General features: G+C 45.3%; 12 protein-coding genes and 1 other RNA gene. 9 read left to right on the forward strand and 4 right to left on the reverse strand.

Features of this window, described 5'->3' with window-relative positions:
- The first annotated feature begins 591 nt into the window (after positions 1-591).
- Together QUB08_RS00105 and QUB08_RS00110 are read left to right on the forward strand one after the other, a co-directional pair.
- Entirely contained in the window at positions 592-2157 is a 1566-nt protein-coding gene (locus QUB08_RS00105; RefSeq protein WP_333222377.1) for a methyl-accepting chemotaxis protein, read from the forward strand.
- Positions 2158-2703: 546 nt separating this feature from the next.
- On the forward strand, positions 2704-2991 hold the full coding sequence (locus QUB08_RS00110) for an RNA-binding protein (protein ID WP_333222379.1): 288 nt from the start codon (positions 2704-2706) through the stop codon (positions 2989-2991).
- On the opposite strand, the gene QUB08_RS00115 is transcribed toward QUB08_RS00110, so the two are convergent.
- The 3 genes from QUB08_RS00115 to QUB08_RS00125 form a co-directional block, all read right to left on the reverse strand.
- The gene (locus QUB08_RS00115; RefSeq protein ID WP_333222381.1) at positions 2988-3143 is read right to left on the reverse strand and encodes a hypothetical protein; all 156 of its coding nucleotides are present in this window, start codon (positions 3141-3143) and stop codon (positions 2988-2990) included. The two genes, QUB08_RS00110 and QUB08_RS00115, sit on opposite strands and share 4 nt — an antisense overlap.
- 117 nt (positions 3144-3260) lie before the next feature.
- The gene (locus QUB08_RS00120; protein WP_333222383.1) at positions 3261-3707 is read right to left on the reverse strand and encodes a hypothetical protein; all 447 of its coding nucleotides are present in this window, start codon (positions 3705-3707) and stop codon (positions 3261-3263) included.
- A gap of 199 nt (positions 3708-3906) precedes the next feature.
- Positions 3907-6393 carry a putative PEP-binding protein gene (locus QUB08_RS00125; RefSeq protein WP_333222385.1) on the reverse strand — a complete coding sequence of 829 codons (2487 nt, stop codon included), beginning with the start codon at positions 6391-6393 and terminating at the stop codon, positions 3907-3909.
- Positions 6394-6465: 72 nt separating this feature from the next.
- Here QUB08_RS00125 and QUB08_RS00130 point away from each other — a divergent pair, with 72 nt between their 5' ends.
- A complete protein-coding gene (locus QUB08_RS00130) occupies positions 6466-7152 on the forward strand; it encodes a ComF family protein (RefSeq protein WP_333222387.1) in 687 nt (228 codons plus the stop codon).
- A gap of 378 nt (positions 7153-7530) precedes the next feature.
- Here the strand turns inward: QUB08_RS00130 and QUB08_RS00135 are convergent, their stop codons facing one another.
- Complete coding sequence (locus QUB08_RS00135) at positions 7531-8085, reverse strand: 2'-5' RNA ligase family protein (protein WP_333222389.1); 555 nt, start codon at positions 8083-8085, stop codon at positions 7531-7533.
- Positions 8086-8205: 120 nt separating this feature from the next.
- Between QUB08_RS00135 and QUB08_RS00140 the strand changes: the two genes are divergently transcribed.
- The 6 genes from QUB08_RS00140 (at position 8206) to QUB08_RS00165 (ending at position 11685) form a co-directional block, all read left to right on the forward strand.
- The gene (locus tag QUB08_RS00140; protein ID WP_006632991.1) at positions 8206-8472 is read left to right on the forward strand and encodes a YciI family protein; all 267 of its coding nucleotides are present in this window, start codon (positions 8206-8208) and stop codon (positions 8470-8472) included.
- Between the two features lie 23 nt (positions 8473-8495).
- Positions 8496-8592: signal recognition particle sRNA small type (gene ffs, locus QUB08_RS00145), an RNA gene on the forward strand.
- A 23-nt stretch (positions 8593-8615) separates the two neighbouring features.
- Complete coding sequence (locus QUB08_RS00150; protein WP_333056143.1) at positions 8616-8996, forward strand: phasin-related domain-containing protein; 381 nt, start codon at positions 8616-8618, stop codon at positions 8994-8996.
- 198 nt (positions 8997-9194) lie between these two features.
- Complete coding sequence (locus QUB08_RS00155) at positions 9195-9638, forward strand: hypothetical protein (protein WP_333222391.1); 444 nt, start codon at positions 9195-9197, stop codon at positions 9636-9638.
- 34 nt (positions 9639-9672) lie between these two features.
- The gene (locus tag QUB08_RS00160) at positions 9673-10248 is read left to right on the forward strand and encodes a Uma2 family endonuclease (protein WP_333222393.1); all 576 of its coding nucleotides are present in this window, start codon (positions 9673-9675) and stop codon (positions 10246-10248) included.
- A 90-nt stretch (positions 10249-10338) separates the two neighbouring features.
- Positions 10339-11685, forward strand: coding sequence for a DNA phosphorothioation system restriction enzyme (locus QUB08_RS00165; RefSeq protein ID WP_333222638.1), 1347 nt, complete (start codon positions 10339-10341; stop codon positions 11683-11685).
- The last annotated feature ends 73 nt before the right edge of the window (positions 11686-11758 follow it).

Here is an 11758-nt window from a genome sequence, read left to right on the forward strand (position 1 = left end):
GGGTCAATCGATTTTAGATTTTAGATTTTAGAGGCGACCCCACGGATAAATGCTCTTTCTTGAGGATTTTCGATTTGAGATTTGGGATTGATTCCACGGATAAATCACGTGGCGGGTATCACCTTTGAAATTCCTGGTCAAAAATTTACGACTCCTGCAAGGATTGCTATATTTTATATTTTACCTTTATGAATGCGTCAGCAATATGATACCTCATCTGTCTGACAAAGCCTATATCTGTGCACTCCGAACTTAATTATAATCCTACCAGTTTTTATAGTTGGCTTCGGCAGGCTTGGTTTGTGTAACGCCCGGTTTTAACCTGTAGACTAAAGGGGTTTATAAAAATGAATTCAGCATGATGACAACCAAAAAGCTACCGTAACTGCGTCGTCACCCAAAATCGATAGCGACTTTCAGGATCAGGAGTTACTCATCAATTAATTACTAATTTTAAAATGTAAAATCTCCCAGGTAAAATCCTAATAGGTACTTAATCTACCTGAGAAAAGCTATAATATACAAGATATGTTCATGATTGCAGCGAGGATAACTGTAGTAGAAGGAAGCAGAAATAGTATGTTTAGAAAAATGACTTTACAAACCAGACTTATCGGCGCATTTCTGATGATGGGATTTTTAGTATTTTTAGTAGCTTGGGTAGGATGGAACTCAACATCTAATCTCAGTCAGCACCTAGGTACTATAGGTAAAAATAACTTGCCGAGTATTGAAGGATTATGGAAAATTAACGAAGGACAAACCCAGATTGAGTCATCAGAGAGAGCGCTAATTAATTCCGCACTCACTCAAGCAGAACGGCAAGAAGCATTAAACAGAATGGACAAGGCTTGGCAGCAGATTAAAGATGGGTTTAAAGCATACGAAGTCATTCCACGTACCTCAGAGGAAGATGCACTCTATCAACAAATGCTTAGATATTGGGAGGAGTGGCAGCAGGAAGATCAAGAACTCCTGCGAATTAATCAGGAATTTGAAAAAGTGGGGATTGTGAATCCTTTGGCTTTGCAGCTAAACCTAATTAATCAAGGTAAAAGTAAGTCGCCAGAAATGGCAAGAGCCAAGACAGCTAGTAACCTCTTGAATAAACTTAGTGAGCAATCTAAGGTAATTCGCCTTAAATTTATAAATTCAGAAAAAGCCACTTTGGCAGTAGTTGAATCCAACAGAAAGCAAGCCGACGAAGCTTATAAAAACGCACAAAATGATAGTAGGAAGACTCAATTAGCTGTATTATTGGGGATGACCGTTGGGCCGCTAATAGCGATTATTTTAGCAATAGCTTTAAGCATAGCGATCGCCAAACCTTTAGATAAAGCGCTGAAAGGTATTATTAATATGATTGTCAGTTCTTCTACCGAGATCGCTGCTACAATTGAGCAACAGGAACGTATTGCTGTACAACAAGCTGCTTCTGTTAATCAAACAACTACCACAATGGATGAATTGGGCGCATCATCAAGGCAATCAGCTATGCAAGCCCAATCAGCCCTTGAAAATGCCAGTAATGTCTTAAATATGGCCGCCGAAGGCAGTAAAGTAGTAAATAAAACCCAGCAGGGAATGTTGAGTTTGACGGAAAAAGTCGGAGCGATCGCCGATCAAGTTTTAAATTTGAGCCAGCAAACCAATCAGATTGCTAATATTACCAATTTAGTTAGCGATTTGGCTAATCAAACTAATATGCTGGCGATTAACGCTACAGTGGAAGCAGTACGCACGGGAGAACAAGGAAAGGGGTTTGGGGTGGTGGCGACGGAAATTCGCCGACTGGCAGATCAAAGCAAAAAATCGTCGGATCAGATTAGTGATTTGATAAACAGTATTAAGAATTCCATTAATAAAACAGTGATGGTAACAGATGAGGGCAAGAAAACTTTAGATAATAGCCTGAAAATGACTGAAGGTACGGCGGATAATTTTAACAATGTTGCTAATGCTATTAACAGTGTTGTTGTCAGCAGTCAGCAAATTTATCTGAATACCAAACAGCAGGCGATCGCTATTGAGCAAGTGGTAGATGCGATGAATGTTCTGAATAAAGGAGCAACGGAAACAGCCAGCGGTATTACCCAAAGTCGAGTTGGCACTCAAACACTTAACAAAGCGGCTTTAAATCTCAAATCCTTAGTTTAATTGAGAAAAGTAATATCCTAAACTGGGGATTAAGGAGATGGAGAGAAAATTTTTTCCATTCCTCATTTCCCCTTGGCAATTCCAAATTGGGTCCAAGGATTGAAGGTGACATCTCCCCGTTTAGGAAAGGGTTGGGGAGATGTGAAGTAGGTTTCCTCAAAGGGCTGTATAGATGTGTATAAGCTGTTCGGCATTTAACAGACGATAGTAGGGTGCGTCACTACAGAAGTGTTTCCCGCATAAGCGCGTAAGTGTTCACTCATAACCACGAATTTCAAAGGTGGTACCCGCCACGTGATTTATCCGTGGAATCAATCCCAAATCTCAAATCGAAAATCCTTAAGCCCCCGCATTTATCCGTGGGGGCCGCCTCTAAAATCTCAAATCTCAAATCTCAAATCGATTGACGCACCATACAAGCCTCGTTACTGGTTTAAATGCTCCACAGCTTAGTCAGAGTCGATCGCCCAGTTGTATGCTAGATAGCACTTGACAGTTAAATTAAAAGGTTATTATGTATAGCACAACAAGTTCAGTTCGATCGACATGACTATCTACATTGGAAATCTGTCTTACCGCGCCACCGAAGAAGACCTGAAAGCAGTATTTGCAGAATACGGCACAGTCAAGCGAGTTGTCTTGCCTACCGACAGGGAAACCGGTCGGATGCGCGGTTTTGCATTTGTTGAGATGATGGAGGATGCCCAAGAAGACGCTGCAATTGCCGAATTAGAGGGTGCAGAGTGGATGGGACGCCCCTTGCGAGTGAACAAAGCTAAACCGAAAGAAGAGGGAAATCGAGGCGCACGTATCAAGAAAAACGACGGATATTAGTCCGCGATGCGGCGGTTGACATCCTCTCGGAACTCACCTGATGCACCAGTGCGCCAGTAGCGCCGAATTGCAAACAGCAGTTGATTTTGGGGATGCAATGTCAAATCCGCTGCACAAAAACATCGATTCTTTGTGGGCTGCATTTGATTCATAACTTTTTGAGAAAGACAGAATTTATGAACGCTAGTCTAGAAACCCGATTTCTTCCCCGATACCTCGCTGCTAAAACCAAGATTTATCAGGAGAAACCGGGTTGATGAGCCGCAGTTTTAGAAAGAGTAAACTCGCCCTTTTTCATCAATATAAACTGATCGGTCTTGCCGAGTGCTGCCGTCTGATCTGGTGATGCGAATCGTCACAAGGTTTGTCTGCGAGTCAACGTTATAGTCGTATTTCAAAGTTGTGGTTCCTGCTGTGGCATTAATCGGAATATTGGCAATGTCGCCGGTGCGATTGCTGATACGAACAATGATGTTTTTGCTGGTTCCGACTGGCAAGGATGACAAGCTGCCACCTGATTCACCGTATTCTAGGTTCAAGCCCGTTTCATTTAACAGTCTGAGGGTAATGTTGCGAGTATTGTCAACCTGCGCTTGAGGTTGCCAGAAGCCGGGTTTTTGGCCACCGTCAGTTGCAGGTTGAGATAATGCTGGGTGAGGATGCAGAAAGGCTAGGCCGGCAAGTATTGCTGCGGTTGCAATAATTTTTGATTTCACGGTTTGTACCTCTGGGTCAAGAGTTGGTGATATTTCTATCCTAGCTTTAAAATCAAATCTTTTGATAGCGGAAGGAAAAAGAAGGAAGAAGCAATATAAGAGCTCATGTTTGAGCAATTAATAACGTCCTCACCGTCGGGCGCGGTTGCTATATCTACTCAGACACCGGATTTCTGGGGTCAAGTGCGTCCCGGAGTTGTTAATTGTTAATTATCGATCGAGCGGCTTCTAGGAGTAGGCGCTGTTCGGCGCGGACGATCGCCCTGGAAGTTTGTTCTGCAGCATCGACATTGACCGAAATAGACGAAATTCCCCACCGCACGAAGGATTCAACTGTATCGGGATACAATGCTGGAGCGTCGCCACAGATTGAGCAAGGAATGCCGGCGGCCCTGGCTTGTTTGATTAATTGTTCGATCGCCCTCATCACTGCTTGATTGCGCCCGTTGAAAGCACCTGCTACCTGGTCGGAGTGGCGGTTAATTCCTAACAGCAATTGGGTTAAATCGTTAGTACCTATAGAAACTCCTTGAACTCCGGCTTTTACGTAATCTGGCAATAAAAATAACACCGAAGGAACTTCCGCCATAATCCACATTTGAAACTCGGTTGAGCGGTTTTTCCAAACTGTTTCTAAGCGCTGGCGGCAGTATATAAACTCGTCAACCGAGCGCACGAAAGGTAAAATTAAATTAACATTGGTATGGCCTGACTCGCCGACTTTTTGAAGTACGCAGAGTTCCAAATCAAATAATTCCGGTTCAAAGGTATAACTGAAACTGCCGTGGGCGCCTGACTCGCGTAAATCGAAAGATCGATAAAATATTGGCCGGGGCGAAACGGCAGCAGCAAATAAACTCAGACAATCCGCCATGCGATCGACAAATTCCGATTGGCGGCCGTCTTGTAGCCAAACTTTGGGGTTTTGACAGTCCAAAGCTTCTAAGGCCATCAATTCCGATCGCAGCAATCCGATACCGTCTATTGGCAGATTTTTGAGGCGGTCAATCGAACTTGTTTGGCTGACATTAACTAGCAGTTGAGTTGCCGTTGGTGGGCCCCAAATATATTGAGTAGACTCAGATTGTCGAGATTTAGGCCCGGAATTGGGCGATCGATCAGAGGTAGAAGATTGGTGCTTGGCTATTGACATTTTGGCTGCTGTACTGTATATATCTGCCTTTTTTGCTGTGTTCCGAAGTTGGCGGCTGTCTCCTGTGTCGATCGCATCGGGTGGGGCGAGGGCAAAAACTTCTCCGCTATCGCCGTCTACCAAAACCGAATCGCCCGAGGCGATCACCCGCGTGGCCCCAGTAACTCCCACAACGGCGGGAATCCCCAATTCTCTCGCTAAAATGGCGCCGTGGCCTGTCATACCTCCTTGTTCCGCAACCACCCCAGCAGCAACCTTCAGCCAAGGCAGCCAATTCGGATCGATTGTCCGGGCTACTAAAATGCCTCCGGCTAAGAATTCCGCGTTTTCTGGGTGGGAATTAGTCATAACTTGGGCAATTGCTTCGGCTTTTCCTGATGCTGCTGCCACACCTCTGAGTATGGCAGGAGTTCGGGCTGGGGCGATCGAGTTTGGCTGCGGGAGGGCGATCGAATTTTCCTCTATCGGCGCGACTTTTTCCGCTTTCACAAGACGAACTTGAGTGAAATAAAACTGGGGTTCGCCGCTGTTTCCTGTCTGGTTTAGCGTCCACTCTAAAATTAAATCTGAGTCAAATTCTGCGATCGCTTTTTTACTCAATTCAATGATTGCTTGCAGTTGCGATTCCTCTAAAACGTATTCTGTTTGTGCTTCCTCTCCCAGCGCTAAAACTTGCACGCAACAGTCAGCAAAATCAGTAATTATAAATGGAGAATCGGGAATTGGGAAAGCAGCAAACTTGCCCAGCAGCAGTTTTTTGTTCCCTTCACCATCGCCAACTTTGAGATGGTATGCTAATGTTTTGTAACCGATCCGCTGGAATTTAACCACGCTTGTTTCCGGCTGCACTTGATAGTAATCGGGGATGGTTTCTCCCCTAGCGAGGGACAATCCCAAACCGCTGGTGGCTTGGATTTCCCACTGTGCACCAGCCGTTGTTTTCACCTCGCCTGCGGCGATGGCTTCTTGAAGTGGCTGCACCAAAACTGCGGGATTAATTTGTTGTACCCGCAGACCGCACCGCTGCCAGTAAAATAGACTTCGGGCTCTGAACATTTCTGCCCAAGCTCGTTTGAGTCCGGCCCCAATGGCTTCGGGTTCTGCCCGTACTACCTGAGATTCCAGAATACCGACTGTTTTCGGGTTCCAGGAAGTCAGGGAAGGGCGAAAAATTAAGCCTGTGGAGTTTAAGTTTGACTGTGAGTTGAGTTGAGAAACAGCAGACTCTAGGGTGGAGAGCAGTGAATCTGGCAGTTTGCCGGCGAGGATTTGGTGACGGATGCTGCGGGCGATGGATTGCAGTTGTCTGGGTTCATCGACATTCAAGTGCAGGGAAGAGTGTGGCCAGTCAGCAAACAGCGGTTCTAGGCACTCGATCGACTCTAAAAACTGCCAAAATATTGTAGCCGGCAGGACAAAACCCGGTACAACGGGATGATTTTTCTGGAGCAAACAGCTCAAGTAAAATGCTTTTTCTCCCACTGCATCTCGGTCTGAAGGTTGAATTTTGTCTAACCAGTAGAGGTTTTTCACGCTGCGAGCCTGTCGGTGGAAACTGATTGAAGTTGAAAGTTTTTCCCATTAATCACTTACCACAATTTTAGGATGAACAAGCGAAAATGGACGGGATTAGTCAAATCTTTTCTCAATCTATTTCTTAAGTCTAACTGTCCTCTTTGTCAGCGACCTGCCGCCGGAGAGTTTTGTCCGTACTGTGACAAGCAACTTCAGCGATGTCAGTTAAGCGATCCCGGTCGATTTTGGCATTCAGAGCAGCGTGTTTTTGTGTGGGGTGAGTATGGCGGGGCTCTCAAACGGGCGATCGCAGCTTTGAAATATGACGGCAATCCGCAATTAGCGAAACCTCTCGGCGGCTGGCTGGCGGAAGCTTGGCTGAGTTTTCCCGAATTAGCTATAGACAATCTAACAGTTGTACCGATTCCCCTGCATCAAGAAAAGCTCAAGCAGCGCGGTTTTAACCAGGCGGAACTTTTGGCTGAAAGTTTTTGCGAGTTGACTGGTTTGCCTTTGCAGCGGCACGGTTTGGAGCGGGTGAAAAATACTCAGGCTTTATTCGCTCTGACGCCACAGCAGCGGCAAGCGGAAATGAAAAATGCTTTAGGTTTGGGGAAAGATTTTCGTCGTCGGCTTCCGCGCGATCGAGTGCTGTTAGTTGATGATATTTACACTAGCGGTACTACGGTTAAGTCGGCCATTCAAATATTGAAACATTCTGGAATTTCGGTTTACGGAACTGTGGCACTTGCAACTCCGAATAAGATTAATCGGTAAGTTGTGAAGGGCTTGAATTTTAAACAGGTTTGTAGTGAGGACTAAACTCATCAGGTTTGTGGACGCACTTGCGACTTCAGAAACCCGGTTTCTACGAATATTTCTCGTTCGTAGACGCAAAACTCGTAGAAACCGGGTTTCTCGCTCCCCGCGAGTCAGCCCTGAAACTGTCCGAAGTGTTCATTAAGCTGTTGTGCATTTAAATTGAATGTCAAAAAATAATCTAAGTCTTGTGGGGTGTAGGGGTTGGGCCTAAGAGCCCGCCATGAAGATGCAATTTAAATGCGTGACAGCTTAATTATGATTTGCTAATAAGATTTTTTTGGAAAAACGAACCGCGAAGACGCGAAGGACACGAAGAAAGAGAAGGGAGAGAGTTTAGGCGGAAAGTGGGAATTGGTTGCTGATGTTCCACCGGCTGCCGTCGTGAAGCAGTAAAGTTAATGCCGGAGCGGTAAACTCAAAGTGGAGCGATCGCCCTGCAAATTCCAACCAAGCAGTTTGAAAATTCTCCTTAGTTAAATCGCGAAAGGCTACTGTCATGTGCGGTACAAACGGGCGACTTTGAGAAACTAGATCGACAATTCCCCAATGTGTCTCCAAATAACTCATCAAATCTTTGTGAATTTCCAGCAATTCGGGTGATTTGACAACATCAATGTAAATGACGCGGGGGGCGAAAGCGGCAAAACCGAATAGAGTAACGGGAATAGAAAGGCGGTTTGCAGAAAACTCTTTCAAACTTTCCTCTAATTTGGGAACGTCCTCCGCTAACCAGTGAAAAGGAGGTTGCAGCGTGATGTGCGGGGGCGAATTCAAAGCACCGCGGCTGTTGTAGGATGTCGCAAAATACCGTTGAATCTCAGTAATCTGGTGTTCAATATCGGGAGGCGGCACTAGGGCAATAAAAAATCGCTGTTTTGACTGGTTCATAGGATAACATCGCAGTTAAGAAAGGATGGTGCAAAATGGAATATAGAACATTTGCTCTAGATCCCATTGCCGATCGCCCATTCCCAATCTAAAATATAAAATCTAAAATCCCAAATAAAAATGCCTTGGTTTGTCAAAATTGAGCAAGGAATTGTCGAAAAGCCTGTCTTTGACCAATACGTGCCAGCTCACAGAGCTTATGTCCGAGAGTTGATTTCTAAAGGACACCGAGCGAAAACTGGCTACTGGGGGCGGCGGGGCGGCGGTATGTTGCTGTTTGAGGCGGGTTCGATGGATGAGGCGAAGGCGATCGTCGCTGAAGACCCGCTGGTGAAGAACGGTTGCGTTATTTATGAAATTTATCACTGGTGTGTGGTTGAAGAATAAATAACTGTGTTATACTCATAAATGAACTGGATCCACGCGATTCCAACGCCCAAATCTTGTCAGGACCGGAAGGTAGCAGCAACACGGGATGCTTGTAATAGGCGTGGTCTCCGGTTCACCCAGTTTTATGAGGTGTAGCTCCTATGCCTGGTTTCGGAGATATTTTACAAAAAGCAGTTTACCTTGGTGTCGGGCTAGCTTCCTACGCTGGTGAAAAAGCTGGCAGCAAGTTAACTGAATTACGCACTGAAGCCCAAAAGCTGGCAGACGAATTGGTGAAACGGGGCGAGATGTCCACGGAAGAAGCTCGTCGCTTTGTTGATGATATGGTGCAACAGGCTCAGCAGCAGCCCCCCGTAGCCTCGGCTGGGAACGAAAAACCCGCTGAACCTCGGCGGATTGAAATTGTTTCTGAGGAAGAAGATGTCTCGGCAAAAGATGCTAAAGAGACAGGCGGCGTAGACAAGCTCCGCGAACAAGTGCAGAATTTACAAGAGGAATTGCGGCGGCTGAAGCGGGATTAAGCAGGAAAAAGCTCGCTCAGCAAACCATGAAGGGAACTCAGGATAATACTCTTGAGTTCCCTTTTTGAATATCTGCCCTGTCAAATGTGGACGGATATCCGGCAATAGGTAATAGAATTGAAAATAGGTGCGATCGCTTCGCATGAGGCTGGCTGCACCTGTCTGTAAAATATTTTGTAATAGCAAGCTGTCAAATTCATGGAAGATTGGTCTAAAGATTTTTTTGGAGTGATGGAAAATGCTGTTTCTGAAGTAGAGCAGTTTTTCAGCGAAATGGGCGAAGAGTTTGTCGAAATGCTGGACGTTTTGGCAAAAATGTCGGAAGAGTTTACAGAACAAGTACAAAATAATCTGATTAATGACATTGACGGTTATTTCAATGAATTTGACGGTTTATTTAATGAATTTATCGAACCGATAATTGAAATTTGCCGCGACTTCGACCCGGAGTTTGATGAGATAGATTTGTCGATGGTTACTTATGTAGACCCTTCGCCGACGCAGCAGCCGGCTTGTCGCGGTTGTCGCAACTATCACGGTCAAGTTTACGGGGGAAATTTGTTGGTTTGTGCGATCCACCCTACTGGTGTGGAATCGGAGAGTTGTGCTGATTGGGAAACTGACAGCGATATGAATTTTTAAGACGGCAGTTGAGTTGTTGAGGGGTTAATTGCTTATGGTAACGTCAATTCAGTCACCGTCAAAGATTTCTCTGGAAGAGTTTCTGCTATTGCCAGAGACTAAGCCTGCTAGCGAGTATGTTGACGGTCAAATTTATCAAAAAGCTATGCCGCAAGGAAAACACAGTACGTTACAATTCGAGTTTCCATCTGTTATTAATCGAGTTGGCAAGCCGCAGAAATTAGCTTATGCTTTTCCCGAACTGCGCTGTACTTTTGGGGGACGTTCTATTGTTCCAGATATAGCAGTGTTCGAGTGGCAGCGGATTCCTCTGAATTCTCTGGGAAAAATTGAAAATAGGTTTGAAATTGCTCCCGATTGGACAATTGAGATTTTATCGCCAGAGCAAAGTTCAAGTCGCGTAATTAATAAGATTCTGTTTTGCCTCAAAAATCACACTAAATTGGGTTGGATGATTGACCCGGAAGAAGAATTGGTAATTGTTTTTCAACCGCAGCAAGAACCTGAGATTAAGGAGAATCAAGATATTTTACCAGTTCTGGATGTGCTGTCGGATTTGCAAATGTCGGCAGCGGATTTGTTTGGGCTGTTAAGTTTCGATCGCCCGTGAGTTAAAGTTGAGTATAGGGAATATTGCATCTAACGGCATTTAAAGGTGAATCGCTCAACGGCTAATAATTCGCAATTTGGATTTCCGAAAATGCCGCCATCGCTGCAATTGCGACAGTATCAGCGAGTGGCGGTTGCTAATTGGTTTGCGAATCAGGGACGCGGTACGCTGAAGATGGCGACGGGTAGCGGCAAGACCATTACTGCACTGGCGATCGCCACTGAATTATACAATAAAATTAACCTGCAAGTTCTGCTCGTAATTTGCCCTTATTGCCACCTGGTGAATCAGTGGGCGCGCGAATCCGAGAAATTTGGTTTAAAACCTATTTTGGCTTTTGATAGCGCCCGCAGTTGGCAAAACAAGCTGGCTGCTGGTTTGTATGAAGTGCGATCGGGCGAGCGAGCATTTCTCACAATCATCACTACCAATGCTACCTTAATGGGAGATAGTTTGCGATCGCAACTGCGCTATTTCCCAGAAAAAACCCTGATTATTGGAGACGAAGTTCACAACTTAGGCGCGCCCCGTTTAGGAGAAAGTTTGCCGCGCAATATTGGACTGCGACTCGCCCTTTCCGCTACCCCAGAAAGGCATTTCGACGAACAAGGAACCGAAGCTATTTTAGATTATTTCGGCCAGGTTTTGCAGCCGGAACTCACCTTAGCCGACGCCATCCGCCAAAAAGCATTAGTACATTATTTATACTATCCAATTTTAGTAGAATTGACCGAAGCCGAAACCCGTAAGTATTCCCGCTTAACTCAAAAAATTGGCTGGGCGCTTTGGGGCGATGAAAAAGTAGAAGAAAATGATGCTTTAACGACTTTATTAATGCAGCGAGCTCGGTTGATTGGAGCGGCGGCTAATAAATTAGTAGCTTTGCGAGAATTAATGATTCACCGCCTCGACACAGCCCACACTTTATTTTACTGCGGCGACGGTGCGATCGAAGGAGGTGCGCGCCGAAATAACAACCGCCAACTAACAGAAACCGCGAAGTTATTGGGTTCAGAATTAGGCTACCGAGTTAACACTTATACAGCGGCAACTCCTTTAGCTGAAAGAGAACGCTTGCGCCAGCAATTTGAGAGTGGAGAGTTGCAAGGTTTAGTCGCGATTCGATGTTTGGATGAAGGCGTTGATATTCCAGCAATTCGCAATGCTGTAATTTTAGCAAGCAGTAGCAATCCGCGCCAGTTTATTCAGCGCCGGGGACGGATTTTGCGGCCGCATCCGGGGAAGGAAAGGGCAACTTTATTTGACATGATAGTTTTGCCTCCAGATTTGGGTCGGGAAACCTTAGAAGTCGAGCGCAATTTGCTACGAAAAGAGTTGAAGCGGTTCTTGGAATTTGCCGATTTAGCTGACAATGCTGGGGAAGCTAGAGTGAAATTGCTGCAAATTCAGAGGCGTTACGGGCTATTAGACATTTGACATTTATTAAGGTTCGGTTTATGTTTGAGAATAGAGAATTATTCGAGCGCAGTTTGAGTTGCTAGCTTTTAAT

The sequence above is a fragment of the Microcoleus sp. BR0-C5 genome (genome assembly GCF_036705045.1).
Classification (GTDB): Bacteria; Cyanobacteriota; Cyanobacteriia; order Cyanobacteriales; family Microcoleaceae; genus Microcoleus.

What these genes read in the sequence shown, in the direction of transcription:
- QUB08_RS00105 (WP_333222377.1), top strand. Translation starts at nt 592, where the DNA reads ATGACTTTACAAACCAGACTTATCGGCGCATTTCTGATGATGGGATTT.
- QUB08_RS00110 (WP_333222379.1), top strand. Translation starts at nt 2,704, where the DNA reads ATGACTATCTACATTGGAAATCTGTCTTACCGCGCCACCGAAGAAGAC.
- QUB08_RS00115 (WP_333222381.1), bottom strand. Translation starts at nt 3,143, where the DNA reads ATGAATCAAATGCAGCCCACAAAGAATCGATGTTTTTGTGCAGCGGAT.
- QUB08_RS00130 (WP_333222387.1), top strand. Translation starts at nt 6,466, where the DNA reads ATGAACAAGCGAAAATGGACGGGATTAGTCAAATCTTTTCTCAATCTA.
- QUB08_RS00135 (WP_333222389.1), bottom strand. Translation starts at nt 8,085, where the DNA reads ATGAACCAGTCAAAACAGCGATTTTTTATTGCCCTAGTGCCGCCTCCC.
- QUB08_RS00140 (WP_006632991.1), top strand. Translation starts at nt 8,206, where the DNA reads ATGCCTTGGTTTGTCAAAATTGAGCAAGGAATTGTCGAAAAGCCTGTC.
- QUB08_RS00150 (WP_333056143.1), top strand. Translation starts at nt 8,616, where the DNA reads ATGCCTGGTTTCGGAGATATTTTACAAAAAGCAGTTTACCTTGGTGTC.
- QUB08_RS00155 (WP_333222391.1), top strand. Translation starts at nt 9,195, where the DNA reads ATGGAAGATTGGTCTAAAGATTTTTTTGGAGTGATGGAAAATGCTGTT.
- QUB08_RS00160 (WP_333222393.1), top strand. Translation starts at nt 9,673, where the DNA reads ATGGTAACGTCAATTCAGTCACCGTCAAAGATTTCTCTGGAAGAGTTT.
- QUB08_RS00165 (WP_333222638.1), top strand. Translation starts at nt 10,339, where the DNA reads ATGCCGCCATCGCTGCAATTGCGACAGTATCAGCGAGTGGCGGTTGCT.